Below are 26366 nucleotides of genomic sequence, written 5' to 3' on the forward strand. Positions count from 1 at the left end.
GGCCCCGTACGAGGGGCGCGGCCCCGTACGAGGGGCGCGGCGGCGCGGGTTTCATCATACGCTGCATCAGGTGCTGATGCACTGTGTAGACTTGGGGGAATTCGGTGACACCCTGCCGCGTGTAGCTCTTCCCTGATTCGCCCTCAACGCAGCCCAATTGATGCATATGTTGAGTTGGGGATTTGGCTCGTCTGCCTCGTGAGGAGATTCAAATGTCTGTTTCCCGGGTTCCGCTGCGGAAACATCAGGTAGAGCTTATGTCGGACCTCAGGAAATGGGTCCGGGTAGCCGCCCGGGAAAGCGCCCGCACGGAGCGTGGGGCGCGGGCCACGGTGGTGTCCGCTACGGGTACGGGAAAGACGATCAGCGCGGCTGCTGCGGCGTTGGAGTTGTTCCCTTCGGGGCGGGTTCTCGTGATGGTGCCGACGCTGGATCTGCTGGTGCAGACGGCGCAGTCGTGGCGGGCGGTGGGGCACACGGCGCCGATGGTCGGGGTGTGCTCGCTGCCCAGGGATCTGCTCCTGGAGGAGCTGCGGGTGCGGACGACGACCCACCCGATCCGGCTCGCGCTTTGGGCCGGATCGGGGCCGGTGGTCGTGCTGGCGACGTACTCCTCGCTCGTGGGCGAGGACGGGCAGGGCGGACCCTTGGAGGCCGCTCTCGCCGGGGCTGGCTTGTACGGGCAGCGGATGGATGGCTTCGACCTTGCGGTCGTGGACGAGGCGCACCGCACGGCGGGCAGCGCGGAGAAGGCGTGGGCGGCGATCCACGACAACGCCCGTTTTCCGGCGGCGCACCGGCTGTACCTCACCGCGACCCCGCGCGTCCTGGCCCCGGCCCGTCCCGCCAGGCACGAGGGCGAGGAGGGACGCGGGGAGGCGCCGGCACTCGTGACGATGGCGAATGATCCGGCGGGCGAGTACGGGGCGTGGATTCACGAACTCGGTTTGTCCGAGGCAATCGCGCGAAAAATCGTCGCGCCTTTTGAGATTGACGTTTTGGAGATTACTGATCCTGAGCCGGAATTGATGGAGGGATTGGATCGGGAGGCGCGGCGTGGGCGGCGGCTTGCGTTGCTTCAGACCGGGCTTTTGGAGCACGCGGCCGAGCATAATATTTGCACCATGATGACGCTTCATCAGCAGGTTGAGGAGGCGGCGGCTTTCGCGGAGAAAATGCCGGAGACGGCGGCGGAGCTTTACCGGAATGAGGTGTCGGCGGAGGATTTTGCCCTGGCCGAGGAGCTCCCGGCCTCCGAGGTGGGTGGGGGGTTCTACGAGCTGGAGCCGGGGCGTCATGTGCCGCCGTCGCGGGTGTGGTCGCGGTGGCTGTATGGGGAGCATCCTGTGGCCGAACGGCGTTCTGTGCTGCGGGAGTTCGCGAACGGGATGGACGCGGAGGGGCGGCGGGTGCACCGGGCGTTCCTCGCTTCCGTACGGGTCCTGGGTGAGGGCGTCGACATCGTCGGGGAGCGCGGGGTCGAGGCGATCTGCTTTGCCGACGCACGCGGGTCTCAGGTGGAGATCGTGCAGAACATCGGGCGCGCGTTGCGCCAGAACCCGGATGGGCGGGCGAAGACGGCGCGGATCATCGTGCCGGTCTTCCTGCGGCCGGACGAGGACGGGGAGGGCATGGTGGCGTCGGAGGCGTACCGGCCGCTCGTCGCCGTACTCCAGGGCCTGCGCTCGCACGACGAGCACCTGGTCGAGAAACTCATGCTGCGGGCGCGCGTACGGGCCGAGAGCGCGAGCGCGCGCAGCGCGGAGGAGGGCGGTGCGGGGCCCTCGCGGCTCCTGTCGGACTCCGGGACGGCGGCTGCGGCCTCCGAGGGCGTCGAGGGCCAGGAGCAGGGCGAGGACGGCGCCGAGGCGGAGTCGGTGCTGCTGCGGTTCTCCTCGCCGCGCGCGGCGTCGACGGTCGCGGCGTTCCTGCGGACGCGGGTGTACCAGCCCGAGTCGCTGGTGTGGCTGGAGGGGTACGAGGCCCTGCGCGCCTGGCGGGCCGAGCAAGGGGTGAGCGGGGTGTGCGCGGTCCCGTACGACGCCGAGGTCGCCGCGGGGGCCTCGCGGCGGTACCCGGTCGGGCGGTGGACCGCCGCGCAACGCCGCGCCCGCCGCGAGGGCACCCTCAGCGCACACCGCGTCGAGCTCCTCGACGCGGAGGGCATGGTGTGGGAGCCGCGCGAGGAGGAATGGGAGCGCACGCTCGCGGGGCTTCGCTCCTACCGGACGGCGTACGGGCACCTCGCCCCCCACAGGCGCGAAACCTGGGGCGAAGACGAGGGTGAGGACGTCGTACGCGTCGGGGACCTGATGGCGAACCTCCGCCGCAAGGACGGACTCGGGAAGGACGCGAAGCGGGCCGCCGCGCGCGCCGCGCAGCTGAGGGCCGTCGATGCGGACTGGGACTGCCCGTGGCCGCTGGACTGGCAGCGCTGCTGCCGGAAACTCGTGCTCCTGGCCGCGGACGAGCCCGGCGGGCGCCTGCCGGAGATCGCGCCCGGGGTCTGCCTGGACGGGGATGACCTCGGGGTGTGGGTCGCGCGGCAGCAGGAGCCGCGGGTGTGGGCGCGGCTCAGCACCGAGCAGCGGGCGCGGCTCGAAGCGCTCGGGCTGCGGCCCACCGAAGCGGCCCCGGGGCGGGGTGTGGAGGGCACGGGGGCGGCGGGGAGCATGAAGCGGACGGCGACGGCGCGAACGGCTTTTCAGCGGGGTGTGGCGGCGCTCGCGCAGTGGGTCGAGCGGGAAGGCGCGGGGAAACCCGTACCCCGCAAACACGTCGAGACCGTCAGCGTCGACGGCGAGGACGTCGACGTACGCCTCGGCGTATGGATCTCGAACACCAAGAGCCGGTACGACGGGCTGAGCGAGGACGAACGCGCGCAGCTCACCGCACTCGGAATGCCCTGGGCAGGATGACGAGCAGGCGGCGGATGCGACCAGCGTAGGAGGGGCGGGGAGCGGCGGCAGCCGGACCGGGCCCGGCTGCCGCCGGTCAGCCCAGGCGGCAGGTGCGCCAGTGCAGGCCCGTACGGACGAGGGGGCCGCTCTCCTCCAGCGCCTTCAGGTGGTGGGCGATGGTGCCGAGCGCGAGCCCGGTGACGCGCTGGATCTGCCGTACGGACGGTCCCTGGCCGGTCTCGGCGATCGTGTCCCGTACGGCGGCGAGCACGCGGTGGCGCCCGTCCCCCGCCGTCACCTGGTCCCCCGCGAGGGCGGGGACGCGGGCGTGGGCGGGCGGCACAGCAGAGCCCGGCGGGCCGTGGTGGGCGGGCCGTCGAGCAGGCGGGCGGACTGCCGGATCAGTGCCCGGCGCAGAGGTGTCGGGGGGCGGGCGGGGCCGCCGAGGGTGAGGTCGCGGTAGGTCGCACGCCTCTCCTGGGCGAGGCGGAGCAGTTCATCGGTCACCCCCACACTGGATCACGTGTTCGATTTTCTGGGCAACCGAACCCTCACAAAACGCCACATCACCACCGTGCGCGCGCTCTGGCCGGTCGTACTCTCGCTGGTGTGACCGATTTCCCCGACGATCTCCTCGCGGCTCAGCGCGACCTCACCGCCGTACGCGCCACCCTTTCCGCCCGCCTCGCGGCGCTGCCGCCCTCGGCCGAGCCGATGCCCGCGTGGGAGCGGCCCGACGGCTACTGGGCGGGCGCCCGTACGCACCCGGCCTCCCCGGGGTGGAGCGAGGAGGAGCGCGAGGAGGTCGCCGCGCTCCGCGAGCGGGAGCGGGATCTGGCCGGGGTGATCGTGACGCACGAGCTGTGGGCGAGCGTGCCGGCCGGGGAGCGGATGCGGGCCCGCGACGCACTCAAGCACGCCCACGAGGCCCCGGCCGCAGCCGGGGCGGCGGGGGCGCGGGGCTGAGCGTGCCGGGCAGCGAAGCGGGCGAGGGCGGGGCGCCGGGGGTGTGGGTGGTGCTCGTGGACGGCCAGGAGGTGCGGGGGCGGCTCCTGGCGCGGCGCCAGCTGGCGGACGGGTGGCGCTACCGGGTCGCGCTCCCGCTCTACCGCAACCTCGGCGGGGAGGGCCTGGAGGTCGAGGCGGCGCAGTACGAGGTGTGGGTACGCGCGCCCGAGCACGTACGGCCCGTCGAGGATGTCGACTACACGGGCGTGCCGACCACGGCGCTCCCGGCGCCCTCGCTCGTGGACGTGGCGCTCGGCCCGCGCAGGCCCGCCGGGTGGGTGCTCGCGAAGAGCGGCGGCGGGCGCCGCGGGCCCTCCCACGCGGTGCTGCACACCGTCGACTGCACCGAAGCCCCGCCCGGCCTTCCGGTCCTGCGGGTGCGCGTCCGACCCGCAGCCTTTCTGAGCGGGGGCTGCGGGTCGAAAAAGGCGGGCCTCAGGCGGCAATGAGGCCGTGGGGATCGATGATGAACTTCTCGGACACGCCGGTGTCGAAGGTCGCGTAGGCGTCAGGGGCGTCGTCGAGGCTGATCACCTTCGTGTTGAGCATCGCGCTCAAGTAGGGCATGCGGTCCCACAGAATCGCCATCATCAGCTCACGGTTGTAGTGCATGATCGGTGCCTGCCCGGCGGCGAGCCGCGGCGACTTGATCCAGGCCTTGCCGAAGTCGATCGGGTACGTTCCCTGCTGCTCGGCCTTCGACTTCGCGAGCGGGTCGGGACCGTAGACGCCGATGACTCCGGTGGCTCCGCCCGCGCGGGTGGCGTCGAGCACCTGGTTGAGGGCGTGGGCCGGGTCCATGTCCTCTGCCTCGCGGCCGATGCCGTGTGCCTCGGTGCCGACGTAGTCGACTGCGCAGTCGACCATGGGTTCGCCCAGGATGGCCTCGATCTGGTCGGTGAGCGCTGCGTCCTGGCTCAGGTCGATCGTCTCGCAGCCGTTCTTCTTCATCAGCTCCAGGCGGTCCTTGTGGTAGTCGCCGACGATGATGCAGGACGCCCCGAGGAGCCGCGCCGCTGCTGCGCCGCAGCGGCCGACCGGGCCGGCGCCGGCGATGTACACGGTGGAGCCCGGTTTGGCGCCGGCCTCCATGAGGCCGTGGAACGCGGTGGGCAGGATGTCCGAGAGCAGCGCCAGGTCACGGATCTTCGCCATGGCCTGGTCCCTGTCCGGGAAGCGCAGGAGCTGGAAGTCGGCATAAGGGACGAACAAGTACTCGGCCTGTCCACCGGTCCAGTCGCCCAGGTTGAAGCCGTACGCTCCGCAGGACACCTCAGGGTTCGTGGTCTCGCAGACGTCGGTCCGGCGGGCCCGGCAGTTGCGGCATCGGCCGCAGGCGACGTTGAAGGGGACGGAGACGAGGTCGCCCTCGCTGAGGAACTCGACGTCGGGGCCGACCTCGATGACCTCCCCGGTCATTTCGTGGCCCATCACCATACCCTGGGGCACCGGGAAGGACCCACGGTAGATGTGCAGATCGCTCCCGCAGATGTTGGTGGCGACGATCCTGAGGATGACGCCGTGCGGGGCTTTCTTCCCGTTCGGCATCTGAAGCTTCGGGAAATCCAGAGACTCGACGCGCATCTCCTTCGGGTTCTGGAAGGTGACGGCGCGGTTGCTACTTGCCATGACGATCTCCTCTGCTGTTCCAACGGGCTCGGCCGTGGGAGTGCCGGATGTCCTGTGATTGGCTTGTGACATCTCCCGGTCAGGTGGGTTGCGGTGCGTTGGCGAAGCGTTCGACGATCGCCTTGCAGAAGGCAGAGAGGTCCTGCGGGCCGCGGCTGGAGATCAGCTGGCGGTCAATTACGACCTCCTCGTCGACGACCTCGGCGCCGGCGTTGCGCAGGTCAGTCCGAATGCTGGGCCAAGAGGTGAGGCGGCGACCGTGCAGCACGTCAGCCTCGGCCAGGGTCCAGGGTCCGTGGCAGATGGTGGCAACGGGCTTCCCTGTCTCCACGAACCCCCTCACGAAGGCGACGGCGTCGGGGTCGGCGCGCAGCTGGTCGGGGTTCATGGTGCCGCCGGGCAGCAGGAGCGCGTCGTAGTCACCCATCCGGGCGTCGGCGACCTTCTTGTCCACGGTGAAGGTTCCGGCCGGCTCGATGTCCATCTGGCGCGCGTTGATTTCGCCGGTGTGGAGGGACAGGAGTTCAGCCTGCGCTCCAGCACCCAGCAGTGCGCCGAGAGGTTCTTCGAGCTCGACGCGCTCAACGCCGTCCGTGGCCAGGATTGCGATCTTCCTGCCGTGCAAGTCGTTGGTCATGGTGCGTAGTTCCTTCCGATGATCAGTGGGACCGGTTCGGTACGTTCTGCGCCGCTCAGCTGCCGTCGATGAGGGAGGAGGACCTTGGCCCGACTGCCCTCTCGGTGGCCGAAGGTGCTGGGAGGCTCGGTGCTCGGTCCAGCGACAGCTCCTGGAAAACGATCCAGGCCAGCTTGGCTTTACCCTGCGCGATCAGGGCCCACAGCTGCCGGTTGTACGCCTTGACGTTGGCCGGGCCGGTCCCCGCAGTCGTGCGGGCGCGTCCCCGGGGGACGGAGTACCGCACGAAGAGATCTTCTCCTGCTGCCCCACCTCCGCAAGACATATCAGAAGGGTTGAATCTTTGTGCTTGGCTGGTGGCGCGGCGGAAACCCGGAGGCGCTGAGGCATGATCGGCCTACGCCAAACCGCTACCGTCACTTGGTCGTCGGCTCCTCGTCGCACATCGCAAGGCGCGATGCCCGCGGGTACGCACTTCGACGTCGTCGTCCTGGCGCGAGTTCGGCGGGTACGCGGCCGTGCGGGCCTCCCCCTCTGGGCCGGCGCACCGCCGTCGAGGCCAAGTCCCGGGGGAGAGTGGGGTTGACGATCGTCTGTGGGCCCGACCTCATGGCCGCTGGGCTGATCCACGCCGTCCCTCGGGCAGAACCTGCTCTACGCGGGCTGCTTCTCCACGACGACATCGAGTTGCTCGATTGTGGGCTCCTCGAAGAGCTCACCCGTCTTCTCGCCGAGCGCTTTGGCGACCGCACCCGACAGATGCGTCTGACGTCCCTCATCGTCGGGAAAGGCATCGAAGATCCCGAACGACGATGGTCCGAACTGGATTCCGATCCACCTGACGGTCTTGGGCTCCCCCATGACGACCGACAGCGCCTGGTTCAAGAAGTCGCGGACGTCGTCTTCCCTGCCGGGCAGCGCTTCGAGGCGCACCAGAACCGCTTTGCTGACCTGCGTTGTCATGTCGGGGCTCCTCTGCCTCTACTCGGTTCGCATTGTCAATGACCGGAACGCCGCTACGCCCGATGCGCCGACCCATCTGCCACTGCTCGCCGATCACCCCTACCGCTTGACGCTTTGACTGTCGCGGTGTAGGAGATACTGCTGACGAAGATGCTCATCCAGCCCCTGTTGGTGACCTGGACGCCGTGGAGATTCCTCACCGGACTGTCGAAGAATGCGCCGTGAAGGCACTGATCGCCGCCGTGGAACCGTTTGACCTGTCTACCGTCACCCGGGGTCGCATCACGCGCAAACGCAGTCTGCCGGCGACCGGCGTCCGATTAGCGGACCAAGTGGTGCCTCTTCGGATAATCCGCTCAAGACCGCCCCGACCCCGAACAGGGCTTGATCAGGTTCCGTGGGGTTCAGGTTAGAGGTGATGCCCAGATCGGGAGCGCTCGTCCCGGGTCATCACGATGACTCGGGCAGTCTTGGCGACGACGAGGCCCGGCCTAACAGCGGCCTGACCGAAGCCGACCGCAGCCGGATCCTGTTCTCACAGCGGGGCGGAGTCCGCGCCCAGCCTCGTGCCGTCCGCCTCGGGCTGGATACCGAGCGCATGTGTGCAGTACTCCCGAACCGTTCGATGGACTCGGTCAGATAGGGCGAGATGCTCGATAGGTCCTCCGGCTCGACAGGTTCTCCGGCTCGACCGGCCAGGGCTCCCCCAGCAGCTGGCGGACGATCTCGGCGATATCCCGGGCGTTGTGGAGAATGAGCGCTTTTTGCCGGAACAGTACGATGGTGTCTGCCGGCACCGATGAGGTCGGGCCACCCGACTCCGGGTGGAGCCCGGTCGGGCACGCGCCAGGGGGCGTCACAGCATCTCCAGCGGGCGTTTGCTCTTCGGGGGCGGGAACGCCCGGTCCAGCATCGCGAGGTCCTCGGCGGTCAGGTCCACCTCCAGAGCTGTTCTGTTCTCCTCGACGTGCGCGCGGGAGGACGCCTTCGGGATGGCAATGACGTCCTCGTGCCGCAGGACCCAGGCCAGGGCGATCTGCGCGGGCGTCGCACCGTGGGCGGCTGCCACGTCCCGCAGCGCCGTGTGGCGGAGCAGTCGGCCCTGCTCGACCGGCGAGTACGCCATCACGGGGATCGATAGTTCACGACACCTGGGCAGCAGACCGTACTCAGGCCCTCGACGGCTGAGGTTGTACAGCACCTGATCGGTCTGCGGCCCGGCTCCAGGCGGCAGGTCCGCGAGATCATCCACGTCCAGGTTGCTCACACCCCAGGAGCGGATGGCACCCTCCCGCACCAAGGCCTCGAACGCCTCAACCGTCTCCTCCAGCTGCACGGCTCCACGCCAGTGCAGCAGATACAGATCGATCCGGTCCGTGCGCAGACGGCGCAGGCTCCCCCGGCAGGCCTCGGCCACTCCGCGGGCGTCCGCATGGGAGGGAAGCACCTTGCTGACCAAGAAGACCTCGTCCCGCCGTCCGGCCACCGCCTCGGCGACCACCTCCTCCGCCGCGCCGTCCCCGTACATCTCGGCGGTGTCGACAAGAGTCATCCCCAGGTCCAGCCCGGCACGCAAGGCCGACACCTCGGCCGCGCGGCGCCCGGGATTCTCCCCCATCCCCCAGGTACCTTGACCGAGCGCCGTGACCGCAACCCCACAAGGAAGGCTGACCGCCCGCGGATCCGCCATAACTTCCTCCTGGATGTAACGGTGGCCAAGGCTTTGGACCACCAAGTCCACTCCGATCTCAGATCGGAATGGAATCCTCTCAGACAGGAATGGAATGCTCCTGCGGCGCGCCCCCAGGATTCCCCGTGCGGCCCATAGTTGATCCAGCGAGAGTCGTCCGCGTCGCGCTGCCGCACTGATGTGATCGGGATCTTCCCGAATGGCACCGCGATCACCGATGCTTCCCCCGGCCCGGGCCTGACGACCGGCCTAGCGGGGCGCCGGGGGTGTGGGTGGTGCTCGTGGACGGGCAGGAGGTCGGGGGCGGCTCCCCGCGCGGCGCCAGCTGGCGGACGGGTGGCGGTACCACGTCGCGCTCCCGCTCTACCGCACCGTGGGCGGGGAGGGCCTGGAGGTCGAGGCGGCGCAGTACGAGGTGTGGGTACGCGCGCCCGAGCACGTACGGCCCGTCGAGGATGTCGACTACACGGGCATGCCGACCACGGCGCTCCCGGCGCCCTCGCTCGTGGACGTGGCGCTCGGCCCGCGCAGGCCCGCCGGGTGGGTGCTCGCGAAGAGCGGCGGCGGGCGCCGTGGGCCCTCCCGTGCGGTGCTGCACACCGTCGACTGCGCCGAGGCGCCGCCCGGCCTCCCGGTCCTGCGGGTGGAACAGGCGCTCAACGCCGCCGAGCACCCCGCCACCCGGGCCTGCGCCCTGTGCGGCGCCGCCGCCGAACTCGACCCGCTCCTCCGGGGCTTCGACCCTCACGACGAGGACACGGGCGCTTCTCCCTGATGAGGTCACAGGCATGGGCTCGCGGTACTCGTGCGCTTCGGCAGGGCATCGTAGCTACGTGATCGCTACGTGGATGGACTGCATGGCACCGGCCGACGTCTGCCTGGAGGCGGTCTGTGAGGAGCCGCGCGAGCGGGTCGACGGCGTGCTCTACGCCTGCCCCGCCCACGGGGCCGAGGCGGCCTCGCGGATCACCGAGGCGGGATGGACCGCGCTGGTCAAAGTGATGGGGCCCGCGAGCCGGGCCAGGTGCGAGGTCTTCGACGGCGCCACCCGCGAGGCACGTCACCTCCTGGGCGCGTAGCCCTTCTCAGGCGGCGAAGCCGATGTTGGTGACGTACTCGTACTGGCCCCACTGCGAACCGAGGTCCACCACGACCTCATCGACCCACGCGGCATCCAGGCCCGCGTCGTCCCCGGCCTCCCACGTGCGGACGTTCAGGATGCGGTACTCGACTGCCGAGCTAATGGGGGAAGTGTGAAACGTACGAGGGTGATCGTGTCGGGGTTGAGGGTGCCGTGGCTGTATGGGCTGGCTCCACGAGAGCGTGGGGCAAGTGCGGCAGGATGTGTGACCAACGTGGCCCCCGAGCAACGTGATGGAGCGTCAGACATCTCGATCACCCGCCCGGGGGCCTCGCTCGTTGCGCTATACGACCCATCACCCGATCCCGGGCAGGCGGCGGCGCCCCCGGGGGGGGCGAGACGGCTGCCCCCGAGTGGGAGCGGGGCGCGGAGTCAGGGGTGGCGCCGTCAGCCTATGGCGGGCCACATGCTGCGGCGGGTGCCGAGCCCGCCCTTACCGTCTCCGGGGTAGAGGTAGAGGTGGTCGACGCTGTTGAGAACAACGATGTCGGCGTTGCCGTCACCGTTGAAATCGCCGCTCAGCAGGGCGTGGAAGCCGCCCCAGCTCGCGTCGTCCCACATCAGTTTGGCGTTGGCGAATGTACCGTCCGTCTTCCCCGGGTAGAGGGCCAGTTCGCCCTTCTGGGAGATCGCGGCGATGTCGTTGAGGCCGTCCCCGTTGAAGTCGGCGCTGGTGAGGAACTTCTTGTCCCAGGTGGCGTCGTGCCACACCTCGGTGCGACTGTCGGTGAGGATGCCGTTGGCCCCGGTCGCGTACGCGTAGAGGCGGCCGGTGGGCGCGATGGCAACGAGGCCGTCGCGCGTCCAGCCCTTGGCACGGTACGTCGTCGGCAGGTAGCTCGCGAAGGTCTTGTCCTTCCACATGCTTGCCGCCGGGCTGAGCAGGTCGCCGCTGGTTCCGGCGTAGTTGTGGAAGGCGCCGTCGTCCTTGAGAGCCGCGATGTCGGCGTTGCCGTCGCCGTTGAAGTCGCCGCCCAGGATGCGGGCCTTGGAACCCCAGGTGCCGTCGTGCGCCCACAGCTCGCGGCCATAGGTGAGCTTGCCGTCACTCGTGCCGTAGAAGGCGTACAAGTTGTTGTCGTCGAGGATCGCCGCGATGTCGGGGTGCCCGTCGCGGTTGAAGTCGCCGGTGGTGAGGTGCTTGATCTGCTCCGGGGCGCGAGCGGCGAGCCTGTTCTTCGCGATCCAGTCGCCGAGATCGTCGACGCGCGAGGAGATTCCGTCGGAGCGGGTCTCCGTCGCCTCGATACCGAAGCACCCTCCCTGGTAGGAACGGGAGTTGATGCCGACGAGTTCGGCGTTGCCGCCACTCTCGCGCAGCAGCGGGCCGCCGGTGTCCCCCGCACACAGGGCCTGTCCGTCCTGCCCGTGGAAGCTGATGTCCTGGCTCTGGACGGCGTCGATGCCGAGGGTGGCGGTGTGCAGGCGCAGCGGGGCCCACTCGGTCTTCGTACGGCCGAATCCGGCGGCGGTCAGGGCCTCGCCGGCGCTCGGCTGCTGAGTACCGACGGTGACGGGAGCCACCCCGGCGACGGGCTTGTCGAGCCGGGCGAGCGTCACGTCGCGGTCGGTGCGCGGAACGAGCTGGACGACCTCGCGGACCTCGCCGGTCCCTGTGGTGAGGTCGGTACGGCCGACAGTGGCGGTCGTGCGGAGCGCGGGCGCTCCTGCGGGGATGTCGATGCTCGTGGCCGGGTTGTCGGCGAAGCAGCTTCGCGCGGTAAGGACCCATTGGGCGTCGACCAGAACCCCGGAACAGCCCCGGGTGCCCTTCCCGATGTCGAGGCGGACGGTGAAGGACCGTGCACCGTCCCGGACCTCCGCGCCGGTGGTGGCACTCGCCGGAACGGCGGCCACGAGCGGCATCATGACGGACGCGGCCGCTATAGCGACTACCCGCTTTTTCTTGAAGCCCTTGTTCATGTACTACTTCCTCCTCAACGTCACTTGGTGGTGGATATCTCGACAAGTGCGTAGTCGTTGTCGGGATCGACGCTTTCCCCACTGGCGTGACGGTGTTCTTCGTGACGTCGTGCTGCGTGGTTGTGTCGTCTGCGGTCATGGTCGCGTCGGCACTCTGCTCGGTGGCGCCCTTGATGCGGTAGACGGCAGGGATCTCCAGGCTGAGGTGTGGGGGCGGGTCAGCCGGTGACGCGGAGTTCGAGGAGAACCGTGGGGGCGTCGCCGACTCCCTCGCCCACTCCCTTGAACTCGTCCTTCTTCACGTCCACTTCCACTGACTTGCCCTCGGCCTCCAACTCCGCGTGCACGGCCCGCTGGACGGTCTCGATGGCGTAGACGTCGGGGACCTCCAGGGTGAGGGACCCGGTGGAGGCGGTGCTGCGGAAGCAGAACCTCCCGGCCGCGCTCTTACGGGTCCACACCTTGATCATGGGGCTGGAGTCGTCGCACTCCGCGAGGACGATGTGGCCGTCACCCCGGCGCAGCGTGATGCCCTGCTCGGCGGCGATGCGGTCGGCGCCGGGATAGTCGAAGGTCTCGACCGCGTACCCGGGCTGCTCCGCCGCTGCCGCTTGGACGGACGGGGAGTCCTTCCCGTCGGCGGAGGCCAGTGTGGAGACGCCGGCCAGCGAGAGCGTCGCGGCGGCGACCGCGAGAAGGGCGCGTGAGCGCGAATTCAGTGTCATCTGTGCATCCGTAGTCGTCACGGACACAGCGCCCGGCCCCCCGCCGTGCCCACGTGGTTCTCACACGCAGGTGCGCGCCCCGTCTGCGGATGAACCGTCAACTGCGTGGCGCGTGTGGGTGCCGATGCTCCTGGTGTGCCTGAAGTGATCGGAAAGTATCACATGTGCAAAGGACTTACTTTCTTTTCTCACAAGAACTTCAAACCTAAGGTGAAGCTACGTCAAGAGGACGCAAACGCAAGCGCTTTGCCCGAGAAGAGGAGCAGTGGTGAGGATCGTTCGCAAACGTACCGGGAGTGAAAGGGCGAGACCCGGGCGAGGCCCGACCGCGGCGGCGCGCGGCAGGACGAGAGCCGCCTCGGTGGGTGTCGCCGTGCTGCTCGCCCTGACGGCCGGGATGCTCGGTCCGGCGCCGGCCTCCGCGCTCGACCCCGACCCGGACGAGGACGACTACACGCCGGTCGCGTACCTGCCGGCGACCGACCGGGGAAAGGTGCTCACGGCGTGGGAGGAGGGCGGGCCGGGCGTCAAGGCAGCCGCCGAGGCAGCCCTGCTCGGCTCGGACGCCGACGTACGGAAGTTCCTGGACGGGGAGGAGGCGCTCGCGCGGACGGCGGACGACCGCGTCGCCACGGTCCAGATCCTCTCGCTCGGCGGGCGCGCCGTCCGCGAGGCGGCCGAGGAGGCCCTCGCGGGCCCCGAGGAAGGCCTCGCCGACTTCCTGAAGGACGGCTGGAAGGAGCCTCTGGAACAGGACCAGCGCGTCCAGGTCACCCAGATCATCTCCTCCGCGGCCGGACCGCAGGTGGCGGCCGACGGGCGCAAAGCGCTCAACGGGGGTATGGAGGAGGTACGGAAGTTCCTCTCCGAGGGGCAGTACACCGCCGCTGACAACGATGCCAGGGTGCAGGTCGTCCAGATCATGAGCACCGGCGGGCAGGCCACCAAGGAGGCCGCCCGCGTCGCGCTCAACGGCGACATCAACGACATCCGCGAGTTCCTGGAGGTCGGGCAGCACACTGCCCGTGCCCGCGACCAGGAGCAGGCCACGGTGGCCGATCTCGCCACGCAGGCCACCGAGGCCGGGCGGCAGGCGCGGGTGGAGACCGACCGCGCCAAGGAAGCGTCGGATCGCGCGATCAAGGCGACGAAGCTCGCCAAGGAGGCGGCGCAGAAGGCGGCCAAGGAGACCGAGGCCGCGAAGGACGACGCCGTCAGGGCGTCGAACGCGGCAGGTCGTGCCGCCGACGCCGCGCGCGGTGCCGCACGGGCCGCGCAGGTGGCCATCGACGCCGCCAGCGCCGCCAACCGGGCCGCCCGCGTCGCGGCCAACGCCGCCGCCCAGGCAGCCTCCGCGGCAGCCGCCGCGGCCAACGCCGCCGCTCGGGCCCGGAACGCCGCCGCGGCAGCGGCCACCGACGCGGGGAAGGCGTCCGCCGCCCGCTCCGCGGCCGAGGACGCCCTGGACGCCGCCAAGGGCGCGAAGAAGGCCGCCCAGGCCGCCGACTTCGCCGCCACCGCCGTCGTCGAGGCGGCCGGCGCCGCCCAGGCAGCCGCCAGTGCCGGGCAGAACGCCGACGCCGCGGCGTCGGCCGCGTCCGAGGCGAGCGGCCAGGCCGGCGTCTCCGACGCGCAGGCCGCACGGGCCAGGGCCGCCGCCGCCGAGGCGCACCGGCACGCCGCCGAGGCGACGGCCGCCGCCAACCGGGCCGACTCGCTCGCGGCGAAGTCGGCCAAGGCGGCGCGTGAGGCGAGGGACGCCGCCAACGCCTCTGCCGAGCACGCCGAGAAGGCGGCTGCCGCCGCCAAGGAGGCCGCGGAGCACGCGGGCGAGGCAGCCACCGCCGCGGCCGAGTCCACCAAGCACGCCGCTGCCGCGAAGACCGCCGCGGACGCGGCGAGCGCCGCGGTCCAGCAGGCCAAGGACACGTTCACGCTCGCCCGCGAGGTCGAGGCCGAGGAGCTGGCCTCCCGCACGGCCGGAGCCGTCGAGCAAGCGCGTTCGCTGCGGGACCAGGACGACGAGCGCATCGCCGAGGGCAAGAAGCAGGCCGACGCCGCCGCCGCGCTCGACTCCGAGGCAACGGAGCTGGCCGAGGAGATCTCCGCGTCCGGCGAGAACACCGACGCCCTCGCGCCCAAGGCACGCAAGGTCGCGCTCAACACCGTCAAGACACGAGGCCCGTGGAGCGTCAGCGCCGCCGAGGTCGCCCTCGCGGGCTCCGCCGACGACGTCGTGCGGTACGTGGCCGAGGGCCGCGAGGAGGCCGCCGCTCTCGATCGGCGCGCGCGTGCCGAGACGCTCGCCACCGACTCGACGTCGGCGGACGTGCGGACAGCCGCCGCCGCTGTCGTGGAGGAAGGCGACGCCCCGATCCAGGAGTTCCTGAGGACGGGACAGTTCCAGGCGGTCTCCAATGACCTCCGCGTGCGCATCACCCAGTTGATGAACGGTGCGGGCCCCGGCGTCAAGGAGGCGGGCCAGGCCGCGCTCAACGACGGTTCCCCCGCGAAACTGCGGGACTTCGTCGACAGCGGCTACTACGTGCAGCGGGCCAACGACGAACGCGTCCAGGCGACGCAGCTCGTCGGTTCCGGGACACCGGAGGAGAAGGCCGCCGCGCGCATCGCCCTGGAGGGACCGCCGCAGGTCCTGCACGCCTTCACCGAGACCGGCCGTTTCAAGGCCAAGCGGCAGGACCTGCTCACCGCGACCCACACGGCGCGAGTCCAGGGCCTGATAGCCAGCGCCGCCAAGGTGGCGGCCGTCGCCCAGCAGAACGCGGCGCTCGCCGGTGAGACGGCGGCGAAGGCGCGCAAGGCCGCCGCCGAGGCGAAGAAGTACGCGGACCAGGCGAAGGCGTCGGCCGAGCAGGCCGCGTCCTACAGCAAGGACGCCGACGCCTCCGCCGACGCGGCGCAGAAGTCGGCCGACCAGGCGGCGAAGTCGGCGAAGACGGCCCGCGCCGCCGAGGCCGACGCCCACGCCGCCGCCCGGGACGCGGACCACTCCGTCGCCCGCGCCGAGGCGTCCGCCGCCTCCGCGCACGGCTCCGCCAACTCCGCCTGGGCCGCCGCCGGTGCGGCACGCGCCTCCGCCGAGGCGGCGGGCAAGGACGCCGACGCCGCGGCCGAGGCGATGACCGAGGCGCTGAACGTCGCCGCCGAGAAGCAGTGGGCGGAAATCCGCAAGGCGCTGGAGGACGAGCAGGACCGGGCCGACCAGGCGTCCCTCCAGGAGCTGGAGGAGTACTTCGCCGACCTGGCCAAGCAGCAGGAGAGCGGCGACACCGACTGGTGGGACCTCGCCACCCTGGGGCACACGGTCCTGGACACGGCCGGGCTGGTGCCCGGTTTCGGGGAGATCGCCGACGGTATCAACTGCGGCTGGTACGGAGCCGAGGGCGACAGCCTGAACGCGGGCCTCTCCTGCGCGGCGATGATCCCCTTCGTCGGCTGGGGCGCGACCGGCGGGAAGTGGGGCAAGCGCGGTGTTGACGCGATCGAGGCGTTCAACAAGGCCATGCGTGCGGAGGGGAAGGTCCCGCACATATGGTCGGCCAATCCTCGCAAGGGCCGCAACAACGTTCAGAACGCCTACAGCCACTGGAAAGACCACGGCGCCCAGTTCCCCGAGCTGAACAACGCGCTGGACTACGTCAAGAAAGCGCGGCAGTACGGGGACATGGCACTGGCGCAAAAGCCGGTGAAGGGCTATCGCGTCTTCTCGCAGAACGGCGGTGCGGTGGCGATCTTCGACGAGAGCAACGGCGCTTGGGCCGCCTTCACGAAGGACGGGATCCCGCAGACCATGTACAAGCCCGAGCCACGCAGCCAGAGCAATCCCAACGGGTACGCGACCACCATCGAGGACTGGCTCGCCGAGCCCGGCCGCGGCACAGAGATACGCTGATCCGGTGGCTGAAGAGGAAGAGTGGACGAAGGTCCCGGTCGAAGAGGTCTGCCGGGTGTGCGGCCTCTATGCCGAGGGGGCCCTGTGGGACGAGTACGGGGCGCCGCAGTACCTCACCTGCCCTTGCTGCGGTGTGGAGTCCGGGCTCGGTGACGCGTCCTACGAAATGGTCACGTGGAACCGGGCGCGATGGCTTGAGTCCGGCGCGGAATGGCAAGAGCCCGAGTTCCGTCCCACGAACTGGAGCCTGGAAGAGCAACTGGCCTGTATTCCCGCCAAGTGGCGCTGAGCGCCCCGCAGGAAACGCCACGTCGTCCAGCGGTCCCCGTCCTGTTCACACAGGGCGGGGACCAAGCGGGCCTCCGCGCCCCATTCGGCACCGGACGGGAGGAGAACAGGATGATCAGCGCTCATCCCCCGACCGTAGCGACGTGGCCACACGGTCACTCCCGGATCGCGGTAATCAGCAAAACGGCTTGACGGGGCGGCAGCGGAGCGGTCCGTTCGAAGGAGCGCATGTCGTTGGTCCTACGGGGGCGGTTGCCCAGTGGGCTCCCTTCACGGGCGCCGTTGCGACGGCCGGGGCCCGCGGGAGTAGAGGACGGCGCTTCCTGAGGCCGGGGACGCAGACCCTGAGCAGGGCGCCGGAGGTGGCGGGGGGCCTCCGTGGCGGCGGAGTTTCAGGCCGATCTGCGTTCATGCACATGTGGTTCATGAGTCCCGCGCGAAGGGACGGGACTCATGAACGCCATGTGCATACAGGGGGTCAGCGGGTGCCGGTCCGGCGCAGGGGGACCACGACCTGCTCTCCGGTGCTCTTCGGGGCGAGGCGGTAGAAGCGGATGTGACCGAACCGTTCCGATTCCTCCAGCCATCCACCCGCGACGAGCTGGCGACGGGTGCGGGAGAACACGGTGGGCGCGAGCCCGAGGTGCGCGGCAAGCTCGGCGGCGGTCACCGGGACGGCGCCGGAGCGGTCGGTTTTGTGCGTCGCGTAGAGCATGAGGACGAGGCGCTGGTTGGCCGTCAGGCCTGCCGAGCGCGTCAGCACGTGGAATGCGGTCTGGTCGTGGTCGCTCACTGCGCCTCCTGCGCTGCCGTGCGGGCGTCCTTGTCGAAGCCTGGGATGTCGGGCGGGTTGCACAGCGTGATCGCTTCGCGCTGCTCGACTCCGCTGCCGTGGAAAGCGATGTAGGGGCTGATCCGGTAGAAGCGGTAGCTGCCCACCCGGCCGCGTTCGATCAGGATGCGCCGCCGGCGCAGGGCCCGGTTGATCTTGCCGACCGCGTCGGGGGTCATGCCGACCCGTTTCGCGATGTCCGCGCCGGTGAGGCGCAGCGGTTCCATGCCGGGCGGTGACGTGCCGATCCACCACAGGATCAAGTACTTCTGGCTCGGCGTGAACGTGCGGCTCTCGGTGATGGCCGCGACGCGCGCCTTGTCGACCTGGACGTGTCCGCCGCCGGAGAAGGCGTACGGGGCATAGGGCACGACTTCGCCGGTGGCCTCGTCGACCAGCCTGCGCACGGCTCCCACAGGGATCCTCTCTCAGCGTACGAATTTGTGTGCACACCGTACATGAACGCCAGGTGCATGTGGGACGCCTGAGGGACGGGCTCATCAACATGGACGCACCCCACCCCTTCAACGCGGGGCCGGACGGGTCCCGGACGCCGGTCGAGGAATGCAAGAGCGTCAGAAGCCCACGAGGACCTCATGCCCGATTCCGGGAAGCCACCCCCCCCTCCCTCATGTACTCCACGTGCATTTACCCGGTTCCTGGGAACTGGCAGGCAGATCCTGGGAACTGGCAGGCAGATCCCAGGATCGTGGTGTCCGACAACGTTTCAGCAGGTCGGAGGGGATTTCCTGGCGCCGCCCTCTAATACCTCCCGGAACACCGGCACGGCGGCCTTCACCCCTCGCAGCGACGCCAACGCATCTACCGCGCTTCGCCTGCGCGCGGGAACACCAAGGCGCGTCGCGACGCCCCGCCCCCACATCCTGACGACGCACACCTCCTCACCCCCTTCGGCCCCAGCCACGGAAAGCACGCCAGGACGCGCCCGCAGCTCCCCTCGCGCCCGCACGTATGCCACCCGCACCACCCACTGACCGAACCAAGGAGCCCGTTAAGCCCCGCGCGCGGTTCGCCGCCCGTCCAGCATCCCGGCGGGCCCACCGTCGCACCGCAGGCCCCCCGGGGCCGAGGATGCGCCGGTCCTTCTGCGCGAAGAGCGCGAAGCACGACCTCCGCCCCTCGCGCAACGCCCCAGCACTCCACACGAGCCAGACCGAAGACGGTGTTCACGACGGGGCAGCATCCCCGAATATCCAGAACAAACCCGGTCGGCGAATTCGGCCCCCAGTGCGGCACGGGCGACCCGCCTGCTGGCGAAGCTCTTGGACGACGAGCCACTCCCATATGCACGTGGCGTGCATGAGTCCCGCGCAGAGAAACGGGACTCATGCACGCCACGTGCATATGGAAAGATCAGAAACACTGCCTGCCGGTGGCCGGGTCAAGCGATGAAGCCGATGTTGGTGACGTACTCGTACTGGCCCCACTGCGAACCCAGGTCGACCACGACCTCGTCGACCCACCCGGCACCGGCGCAGGTTGAGGGTGCGGTCCGAAATCGTGAGCCCGGCCTCCCGGGCGGCGGCGAGCTGGCGGGGGCTGCCGGTGAGGGGGCGCAGAGGGGCCGTGAGGTGACGGCGGGTGGTGACCGGGGAGGCGACGAAGCCCGCGAGGCTGTCGAGGCCGCGGGGCGCGACGACGCTCTCGTGCACGGCGAGGCCCGCGCGCCACCGGAATATGCGCACGCCTGAGGGGTTGTAGCCGGTGCGGCATCGGGCCGTGCACGTGTCCACGTTTTCCGGAGGACTCATGAAGATCGGCATTGTCGGCGCGGGACACATCGGCGGGAACCTCACCCGCCGTCTGACGGCGCTCGGGCATGACGTGAGCGTGGCCAATTCGCGTGGCCCACAGACGCTGTCCGAGCTCGCCGAGGAGACCGGGGCCACCGCGGTTCCCGTCGCCGAGGCGGGGCAGGGCGCGGACATCTTCGTGGTCACGATCCCGGTGAAGAACATCCCCGACCTGCCCGCCGGGCTCCTCGACGGCGCGACGGAGGGGTTCGTCCTCATCGACACCGGCAACTACTACCCGCAGCGCGACGGCCGGATCGCCGGGATCGAGGACGAGGGCCTCACCGAGAGCCGATGGACCGAGCGTCAGCTCGGGCACCCGGTGGTGAAGGTCTTCAACGCCACCTACGCCCAGGACCTCCTGGACAAGCCGCGCCCCGCAGGCGCCGCCGACCGCATCGCCCTGCCCCTCACCGGTGACGACGAGGAGGCGAAGAAGACCGTGACGTCCCTGCTCGACGAACTCGGCTTCGACGCCGTCGACGCGGGCGGCCTCGACGAATCCTGGCGCCAGCAGCCCGGCACCCCGGTCTACGGGCTGGCCGCGGGCGCCGACGAGGTCGTCGCCGCGCTGGCCGCCGCCACCCCGGAGCGTCCAGCGCAATTCCGCGCCTGACCACCCAGCCAGCACCTGCCGGTCCCGCCACGAGAAGACAGTGGCGGGACCCGAGCCCGCGCCCATACCGCCACCCACACCGCGCCCGCACCGCCGCCGCGCGGCTTCGCCGACGCGGCAGTTCGATCAGCCCCTCCGCTGCCTCTGCCGGGTCCCTCCTCGTCTGGTCCGTGCGCGTTCTTCGAGAGCTGGAGGATCACTGTGCGGCGTGGGTGAGGTGTTGCAGAGCTTCGTGGATAAGAGCGCTGGCGTTCCCGGGCGCGTTGGTTTCGGTGCTTGTCTGGGTGATCGTGACGGCGTGTGTGGTGCGGGTGAGGTCTGCGCGGGCGATGAGCTGGTCGTGGTGGAGGAGGGGGCAGACGTAGTAGCCGTGCTCGCGCTTCGCGGCGGGTTTGTAGGCCTCCAGGGTGTGGGTGAAGCCGAAGAGGCGTTGGGTGCGGGGGCGGTTGAAGATGAGGTTGTCGAAGGGGCCGAGGAAGACGGGTGGGTCGTCTGCCGGGGCGGGTGGGGTGAGGGCGTCGGGGTGGGCCCAGGCCGGTTCGGTCCATCCTTCGACGGTGGCGGGCAGCAGTGGGGTGTGCGGGAGGAGAGCGGCGGTGGTGCGGGTGGAGATGCGGAGGTAGTCGGCGAGGTCGGCGGTGGTGGCGATGCCGAGGGCGCGGGCGGCGTGGGTGAGGAGGGCGGTGAGGCATTCCTCGTCGGTGAGGCGGTTGGTGTGCAGTGCGGTGGCCAGGTGGCGCTCGGGGAGGTCGAGGAGGCGTTGCCAGGTGGGGGTGCGGCGTACGCAGATCAGGTCTCCGGCCCAGAGCATGAACTCCACCGCGCGTTTGACGGGCCCCCAGCTCCAGCCGGTGGAGGGTTGTTCGCCCTCGGGGCGCAGGTCGCGGTGGGTGAGCGGGCCGCGGGAGCGGACGAGGTGGAGGATGCGTTCGCGTTCGGCGGGCGGGGGGTATTCGGGGCGGGCGCGGGAGGCGCGGCGGCGGAAGGCCCACAGGGGCCAGTCGCCGAGCGGGACCAGGGCGTGGGCGTGGGCGGGGTATTCGAAGGCGAGCGGTGGCGAGGCCTGGTCGAGGGCGGCGTCGATGCCGGCGAACGTGGCGTGGGGCAGGCGGGCGGCCAGGGTGAGCTGGTGGGCGCGGGCGAGGACGTTGATGGAGTCGAGCTGGACGATGCGGAGCCGGTCCAGGACGGCGGCGGGGGTGGCCTCGGCCAGTGGGGGGTTGAGGCCGGCGGCGGCGACGGCGACGCGGCGGGCCTCGGGGAGGGAGAGGCCGGTGACGGCTTCGGTGCCGCTGGTGGCGGTCACGCGGTCGTGGCCGGTGCGTCGTTGGCGGGCACGTGTGGGGAGGTTTCGGGCACGGTGCTCTTCTCGGGGGCGGGGAGGAGGAGTGCGGTCAGGAGGCCGAGGGCGGCGCAGGCGGTGAGGACGGTCAGGGCGGTGGTGAAGCTGTTGTGGGCGGTGAGGGCGCCGATGACGGCGGCGACGACGCCGTTGGCCACGTCCGTGCTCGCGCCTACCCACGTGTTGGCCTCGGTGCGGACGTCGTCGGTGGCGTGGGTGTCGATGAGGAGGAACGCGGTGATGAACAGCGGGGTGACGAACAAGCCGCTGAGCAGGAGGAGGAGGGCGAGGGCCCAGGGGGGGCGGGCGGCCAGGAGGAAGCAGGCGGGCAGCGCGAACCCTGCGGTCAGGAGCCGGTAGAGGGTCCAGGGGGCCAGGCGCTGGGTGGGCAGGAGGGCGTAGAGGAGGCCGCCGAGGACGCCGCCGGCGCTGGTGGCGGCGAGGAGGGGGCCGATGAGGGTGGTGGCGTGCTCGTGCTGGCTGTAGGCGGGGACGTAGATGCTGGTCCCGCCGAACAGGGTGCCCATGACGAGCATGGGGATCATGATCCCGATGATGCGGGGCTGGGCGAGTGGCCCGAGCCAGCGGTGCGCGCGCCGCGCGCGCTCGCTCCGCCCGGCCTGCGCGGCGGGGGGTTTGGTGGGGGTGAGGCCCCAGAGGCGGGCGGCGGTGAGGTAGAGGGCGATGACGGTGAGGTAGAGGGCGGTGGCGCTTTCGTAGGCGGCCACGGGGCCGAGCCAGGTGATGAGGACTCCGGCGGTCAGGGGGGCGACGACGAAGCCGGCTTCTTCGAGGATGCTGTCGGCCGAGTGGACCGTCTTGAGCTGGGTGGGTGTGGTGACCAGGCGCCGCCAGGAGGAACGCAGGGCGGCGTTGAGGGGCGGGTTGGTGAGGTTGGCGGCGAGGACGAGGAGGAGGGTCGTCCACCAGGGCCAGCGGGCGGCGACGCTCCCGGCGGCGGTCGCGGTCAGGGTCATCGTGGCGGTGCCCATGATCAGGAGGGCGTGGCGGTGGCCGAAGCGGTCGAGGGCGCGGCCACGCAGGGGGACCAGGAGGGCCAGGACGAGGGTGGTGGTGCCGCCGACGAGTCCGGCGCGCGCGTACCCGTAGCGGTCGGCGAGCGCCAGGAGCAGCGCGATGGGAAGTACGGCCGCGGTCGTCCGGGCCGCGAACGCGAGCGCGAGGAGCGGCGCGACGGGGCGGCGGGCGAGGACCGGCCAGCCGCTCGGGGCCTGCGGGGTGGGGGTCGCGGCGGCGGGAGTGGGGGTCATGAGGCGTCCAGGATCGTGGTGTTGGGCGCAGCGACCGGTGCGGCCGGCCCGGCGGGGTCGGGTGGGCTCGACGCGGGTGCGGGGGGCGCGGCGGTGAGGGGGGTGGTGGTGCTGGTGGCGCGGAGGGTGTCGGGGTGCAGCAGCACGAGGCGCGCGACGGGCTGCTCGCGGCGGACGGCGACGGGGTGGGTGGGGTGGATGGCGATGCTGATGTCCGTCATGGTGTTCACGGTCTTCGCGCCGATGATCCCGACGGGGACGTGGAGGCCGGGCAGGGGCGGGTCCAGGGGCAGGACCATGAGGAAGTACGGCTGCGGGAGGCGGACCGCGACGCCGAGATGCCACTCCACGGTGCCCTGTCCGTTGGGCAGGAACATCGCCTCCCACTGCCCGCTGGAGTTGCGGAAGTCGTAGCGGCGCAGCCAGCTTCCGCCCTGGTCGGGAACGGCGATCCAGTCGGGGCCGCGGCGCCACATCTGCCCGCCGCCCGCGCGGCGGCTCACCGCTCTGACGTCCTCGTCCTCGGGCACGGCGACGTCCGTGTCCGACAGCGGCGTCAGGGTCGCGGTGACCGGGGAGCGCACCACCCAGCCGAGATCCTGGCCGAGCGCCCACGGCGGGCAGTCCGCGGGCAGCCGGGCGATCCGCGCGTGCCGGAAATGCGCCGCGTACAGGTCGCGCTCCGACCGGGCGGCCGCCCGGTCGGTACGCGGCTTGTCGGGCGGCAGGCTCCACGGGTAGAGCGCGGTGAACGCGACATCAACCATGAGGGCTCCTCGAAGTGCGCGCGGCGAATGGACAACGAGTCAGGACCAGCGGGGGACATGGGGGCGCCCGCCCCGGGCGCGGCGCGATCGGCGGCGCGTCGCGCCAGGAGCGGGCGCGGGGACGGGGGCGGGTCAGGTGGTGAGGCGCTCGGTGCGGCGCTGGCGTTCCTGCTCGGGCAGGGTGTCGAGGTCGAACATCGTCACCGAGCAGGGGCCGAAGCCGACGTAGAGGGGCTCGGTGTCGAAGACGCCCTCCTCGCGGTCGAGAGGCGCGCTGCCGAGGTCGATGACGGTGAGGGTGTTGGGGTCGTAGTCGAGCTCCGGGGCCACCGCGCGCAGGTTCGTGCGGGAGAAGTTCGTGACGTACGCGGTGGAGTCGGCGGGGTCGACGACGAGGCCGCGGGGGCCGCCGCCGACGGGGATGTGCCGGGTAACGGCGAGGGTGTCGACGTCGATGACGTAGACCCGGCTGATGGACTCGACCGTGATCAGCGCGTGGCGCCCGTCCGGGGAGAAGGCCACCCCACGGCCGCCGATGAAGCCGACGTCGACACGGTGGGTCTCGTGGGTGGCGGTGTCGATCACCGTCACGTAGGTGGCCTGCGTGTTCGCGACGAACACCCTGCGACCGGAGGGGTCGATGCCGAGGCTGTAGGGGTGGGCCTTCGCGTCGACGGGAATCCGCGCGACCTCGGTGACCCCGGCGGCGTCCTGCCGTTCCACCAGCGCCGTGAGGTCGAGCTTGCTCACGTAGCCGGCGCCCCACACGCACACCCACGCACTCCGGCCGTCCGCGCTGATCCCCATGTGCCGCGGGTCGCGGCCCACCGGCACCTGGTGGATCTCGACGTTCAGCTCGAGGTCGACGATGCTGACGGTGTCGGAGCCGGAGTTGGAGACGAGCAGGTACGTGTCGCCGGGCAGCAGCCCCTGGCCGCGCGGGCCGTGCCCGACCTCGATCCGCCGCACCTCGGTGTGGGCGACCGGGTCGATCTCGCTGATCGTGTTCTGCGAGGTGTTGCACACGAACCCGCGCCCGGACCTCGTGAACTTCACGCCGCCGCGCGGCGCGTTGCCGACCCGGATCTGGTCGATCCGCCGGTGCTCGCCAGGCCCGGCCTTCGCCACGACCGAGATCGTGCCGTCGTCGGTGTCGGTCGAGAAGAACTCGACGTTACGTGCCATGCCGTACTCCCTGTTTCCGATTTTCCCGTGGAAGGGACTGCGCCGCTGTATCTCAGCCGCGATGGAGCGAGTAGTTCAGGTTCCAGGAAAGGGAAATACGCACCTCGTCGTCCTGGAATTCGGGCACCTCGTGACGCAGCCACCCCGGAATGATCACGAGGTCGCCGGGTGAGCAGGAGAGCCGCATCCGCTGGTCCTCCCCCGCGAAGACGATCCCCGCATCGAAGTAGCCCACGGGGCGGGGATCGAGCAGGTCCAGCTCACACACACCGGGAGCGGTCAGGTAGTAGATCGCCGACCAGGCCGTGTTCGGGTGGAAGTGCGCCGCATGCCGGTCACCCGCCCGGTACACGCTCGCCCAGCTCCGCGACGCCACGATCCCCGCCGCCCGCACCCCCGCACCCTCGCCCTCCCGGCCCGCCGAGCGCGCGAACGCCTCCCCCAGCGGGACGCCGGCCAGCTTCTCCACCAGCTGACGCGTCATCCGGCCGACCCAGCCCGTCAGCGCGTCCAGCTCCGCCACACCCCATGTGGTCAGGTCCCGGGAGGTCTCCTGCTTGTAGCCGAACACCTTCCCCTCCCCCAGGCGGGAGAGGACCGCCTCGGTGAGGACATCCCGCACGGCTGCGGCCTCCGGGTACGGGCACCGCGCCACGGGCGTGGCGAACGCCTGCATCAACGACGCCCGTGCCTGAGGCCGGCCCGGCGGGGCCACAGGACAAGGAAAGGCAGGGGAATTCATCGCGGACGCCGACATGAGACTCCCGGGAAAAACGCAACGGATCAGGCACCGGATGCCGATATTCGACGCACATTCCCCACGCCACAAGAGGAGCCGACTTCAGGCCCGAGCTCCAGCAGAAACCCACCCCAGAGAAGAAACGTTCTTGCTAAGCGCAGCGAATAACCCTCCGCCAAGCAAATCGCCCACGCATTCGCCCGCCCCTCAACACAGCGTCAGGCGCTGCCTACCACCAAAACGCAACCCCCACCTGCAGCACCACAGAGAAAACCTGCCCCGCACGGGAGCAGAAGCGGCGCAGCCACAGGCGCACAGCACCGGCACCCGCAAGGTCCCCGGCCCCGCACCGCCGCCGCCCCGCGCGAGCCCGCACCGCCGCCGCGCGGCTTCGCCGGCGCGGCGGCTTGAGGCTGTTAGCCCGCGGAACAGGAGCGGGCCAGTTTTCCTGGGCGGTCAGCCGTACAGGCTGACATCACCGAGATGCGCCAGCAACGAGCGCGCGCCGTTCTCGCTGACGACCAGCGCAACGGCCGCATCGTGTCGGTCGGTGTCGTTCAGGGCCTTCTGCGCGGGCCACCGGCCGGCCTGCTTCGCAGCGACCTGCATGAGGTGCGCGGCGCGTGCCGCAGCGAGTGGTGACGACCTGGTCAGCTTCTCGATCTCGTCCGTGAGGCGCCCGAGGAGATCGGAGACCACCGTGGGCAGCGCGATGGTCGCGAGGCGCACCTCTTCGGTGTGAGCGTCCCAATCCACTACACAGTTGTCCGCTGCGTTGGCTCCGGCGAGTTGCAGTTCCCGGTCGCCGATCTTCCCCAGTCCAGCACGTGCGCGGGCCCGGTCCAGCCGCACGCACAGGCTCCCCGCAGCGCAGCGGCGCGCGGCCCGTAGGGGTACCTGCCGATGTACACGCTCCACTGAGCCACCTCGCTGTGATGAGCGCTGCTCTCCGAGCCGAAGAAAACAGGTGGTGGGACCGTGCC

General features: G+C 70.7%; 23 protein-coding genes and 2 pseudogenes. 8 read left to right on the plus strand and 17 right to left on the minus strand.

All coding sequences use genetic code 11. The annotated features are described in order from the left end of the window. Positions 1 to 212: 212 nt before the first annotated feature. Entirely contained in the window at positions 213 to 2918 is a 2706-nt protein-coding gene (locus tag STTU_RS31440; protein ID WP_106432247.1) for a DEAD/DEAH box helicase, read from the plus strand. Positions 2919 to 2994: 76 nt separating this feature from the next. Here STTU_RS31440 and STTU_RS31445 read toward each other — a convergent pair whose 3' ends face one another. After that, positions 2995 to 3243 (minus strand): LexA family protein, encoded by a 249-nt coding sequence (locus tag STTU_RS31445; protein ID WP_199785100.1) that lies wholly within the window; start codon positions 3241 to 3243, stop codon positions 2995 to 2997. Continuing rightward, positions 3195 to 3407 (minus strand): hypothetical protein, encoded by a 213-nt coding sequence (locus tag STTU_RS33655; protein WP_007830521.1) that lies wholly within the window; start codon positions 3405 to 3407, stop codon positions 3195 to 3197. Before STTU_RS33655 ends, STTU_RS31445 begins: the two co-directional genes overlap by 49 nt. A 102-nt stretch (positions 3408 to 3509) precedes the next feature. Between STTU_RS33655 and STTU_RS31450 the strand changes: the two genes are divergently transcribed. Next, positions 3510 to 3866, plus strand: a complete 357-nt coding sequence (locus STTU_RS31450) for a hypothetical protein (protein ID WP_007830523.1) — start codon at positions 3510 to 3512, stop codon at positions 3864 to 3866. Positions 3867 to 3868: 2 nt separating this feature from the next. Then, positions 3869 to 4357 carry a hypothetical protein gene (locus tag STTU_RS31455; RefSeq protein WP_234019431.1) on the plus strand — a complete coding sequence of 163 codons (489 nt, stop codon included), beginning with the start codon at positions 3869 to 3871 and terminating at the stop codon, positions 4355 to 4357. Here the strand turns inward: STTU_RS31455 and STTU_RS31460 are convergent. From STTU_RS31460 to STTU_RS31480, 4 genes are all read right to left on the minus strand, one after another. Then, positions 4344 to 5537: an alcohol dehydrogenase catalytic domain-containing protein gene (locus tag STTU_RS31460; protein ID WP_043257889.1), complete on the minus strand. Its 1194-nt coding sequence runs from the start codon at positions 5535 to 5537 to the stop codon at positions 4344 to 4346. The two genes, STTU_RS31455 and STTU_RS31460, sit on opposite strands and share 14 nt — an antisense overlap. Before the next feature lie 79 nt (positions 5538 to 5616). Beyond that, positions 5617 to 6174, minus strand: a complete 558-nt coding sequence (locus tag STTU_RS31465) for a type 1 glutamine amidotransferase domain-containing protein (RefSeq protein ID WP_007830527.1) — start codon at positions 6172 to 6174, stop codon at positions 5617 to 5619. 654 nt (positions 6175 to 6828) lie between these two features. After that, positions 6829 to 7137, minus strand: coding sequence for a putative quinol monooxygenase (locus STTU_RS31475; RefSeq protein WP_007830530.1), 309 nt, complete (start codon positions 7135 to 7137; stop codon positions 6829 to 6831). A gap of 856 nt (positions 7138 to 7993) precedes the next feature. Then, a complete protein-coding gene (locus STTU_RS31480; RefSeq protein ID WP_043257929.1) occupies positions 7994 to 8827 on the minus strand; it encodes an aldo/keto reductase in 834 nt (277 codons plus the stop codon). A gap of 266 nt (positions 8828 to 9093) precedes the next feature. On the opposite strand from STTU_RS31480, the pseudogene STTU_RS31485 reads away from it, so the two are divergent. Both STTU_RS31485 and STTU_RS31490 read left to right on the plus strand, forming a co-directional pair. Continuing rightward, positions 9094 to 9602 (plus strand): annotated as a pseudogene (locus STTU_RS31485) (DUF6233 domain-containing protein). A gap of 58 nt (positions 9603 to 9660) precedes the next feature. Then, the gene (locus tag STTU_RS31490; RefSeq protein ID WP_234019432.1) at positions 9661 to 9906 is read left to right on the plus strand and encodes a hypothetical protein; all 246 of its coding nucleotides are present in this window, start codon (positions 9661 to 9663) and stop codon (positions 9904 to 9906) included. A gap of 449 nt (positions 9907 to 10355) precedes the next feature. Here the strand turns inward: STTU_RS31490 and STTU_RS31495 are convergent, their stop codons facing one another. Beyond that, positions 10356 to 11891, minus strand: coding sequence for a trypsin-like serine protease (locus tag STTU_RS31495; protein WP_007830544.1), 1536 nt, complete (start codon positions 11889 to 11891; stop codon positions 10356 to 10358). 218 nt (positions 11892 to 12109) lie between these two features. Beyond that, positions 12110 to 12616: a hypothetical protein gene (locus tag STTU_RS31500; protein ID WP_043257892.1), complete on the minus strand. Its 507-nt coding sequence runs from the start codon at positions 12614 to 12616 to the stop codon at positions 12110 to 12112. A gap of 361 nt (positions 12617 to 12977) precedes the next feature. Here STTU_RS31500 and STTU_RS31505 point away from each other — a divergent pair, with 361 nt between their 5' ends. Together STTU_RS31505 and STTU_RS31510 are read left to right on the plus strand one after the other, a co-directional pair. Next, positions 12978 to 16529, plus strand: a complete 3552-nt coding sequence (locus STTU_RS31505; RefSeq protein ID WP_007830546.1) for a hypothetical protein — start codon at positions 12978 to 12980, stop codon at positions 16527 to 16529. 4 nt (positions 16530 to 16533) lie between these two features. Next, on the plus strand, positions 16534 to 16818 hold the full coding sequence (locus STTU_RS31510) for a hypothetical protein (RefSeq protein ID WP_007830547.1): 285 nt from the start codon (positions 16534 to 16536) through the stop codon (positions 16816 to 16818). 477 nt (positions 16819 to 17295) lie between these two features. Here STTU_RS31510 and STTU_RS31515 read toward each other — a convergent pair whose 3' ends face one another. The 3 genes and pseudogenes from STTU_RS31515 to STTU_RS35775 all read right to left on the minus strand — a co-directional run bounded on the left by STTU_RS31515 (position 17296) and on the right by STTU_RS35775 (position 19355). Next, on the minus strand, positions 17296 to 17610 hold the full coding sequence (locus STTU_RS31515; RefSeq protein ID WP_008749657.1) for a helix-turn-helix domain-containing protein: 315 nt from the start codon (positions 17608 to 17610) through the stop codon (positions 17296 to 17298). After that, a complete protein-coding gene (locus STTU_RS31520) occupies positions 17607 to 18065 on the minus strand; it encodes a hypothetical protein (RefSeq protein WP_007830554.1) in 459 nt (152 codons plus the stop codon). The genes STTU_RS31515 and STTU_RS31520 overlap by 4 nt, the downstream gene beginning before the upstream one ends. A gap of 986 nt (positions 18066 to 19051) precedes the next feature. Next, a pseudogene (locus STTU_RS35775) lies at positions 19052 to 19355 on the minus strand (hypothetical protein). A 64-nt stretch (positions 19356 to 19419) separates the two neighbouring features. Here STTU_RS35775 and STTU_RS31530 point away from each other — a divergent pair. Next, positions 19420 to 20079: an NADPH-dependent F420 reductase gene (locus STTU_RS31530; RefSeq protein WP_043257894.1), complete on the plus strand. Its 660-nt coding sequence runs from the start codon at positions 19420 to 19422 to the stop codon at positions 20077 to 20079. 196 nt (positions 20080 to 20275) lie between these two features. Here the strand turns inward: STTU_RS31530 and STTU_RS31535 are convergent, their stop codons facing one another. The 6 genes from STTU_RS31535 to STTU_RS35780 all read right to left on the minus strand — a co-directional run bounded on the left by STTU_RS31535 (position 20276) and on the right by STTU_RS35780 (position 26235). Continuing rightward, the gene (locus STTU_RS31535; RefSeq protein ID WP_052862567.1) at positions 20276 to 21385 is read right to left on the minus strand and encodes a DNA glycosylase AlkZ-like family protein; all 1110 of its coding nucleotides are present in this window, start codon (positions 21383 to 21385) and stop codon (positions 20276 to 20278) included. After that, on the minus strand, positions 21382 to 22692 hold the full coding sequence (locus STTU_RS31540) for an MFS transporter (protein ID WP_043257895.1): 1311 nt from the start codon (positions 22690 to 22692) through the stop codon (positions 21382 to 21384). The genes STTU_RS31535 and STTU_RS31540 overlap by 4 nt, the downstream gene beginning before the upstream one ends. Beyond that, entirely contained in the window at positions 22689 to 23459 is a 771-nt protein-coding gene (locus STTU_RS31545) for a hypothetical protein (RefSeq protein ID WP_007830571.1), read from the minus strand. The genes STTU_RS31540 and STTU_RS31545 overlap by 4 nt, the downstream gene beginning before the upstream one ends. A gap of 132 nt (positions 23460 to 23591) precedes the next feature. Further along, on the minus strand, positions 23592 to 24644 hold the full coding sequence (locus tag STTU_RS31550; protein WP_007830572.1) for a hypothetical protein: 1053 nt from the start codon (positions 24642 to 24644) through the stop codon (positions 23592 to 23594). Positions 24645 to 24696: 52 nt separating this feature from the next. Beyond that, positions 24697 to 25266: a putative 2OG-Fe(II) oxygenase gene (locus tag STTU_RS31555; RefSeq protein WP_158678822.1), complete on the minus strand. Its 570-nt coding sequence runs from the start codon at positions 25264 to 25266 to the stop codon at positions 24697 to 24699. Positions 25267 to 25839: 573 nt separating this feature from the next. Continuing rightward, positions 25840 to 26235, minus strand: a complete 396-nt coding sequence (locus STTU_RS35780) for a hypothetical protein (RefSeq protein WP_234019433.1) — start codon at positions 26233 to 26235, stop codon at positions 25840 to 25842. Positions 26236 to 26366 lie beyond the last annotated feature (131 nt).

The organism is Streptomyces sp. Tu6071, assembly GCF_000213055.1.
In the GTDB taxonomy this organism is placed as follows: Bacteria; Actinomycetota; Actinomycetes; order Streptomycetales; family Streptomycetaceae; genus Streptomyces; species Streptomyces evansiae.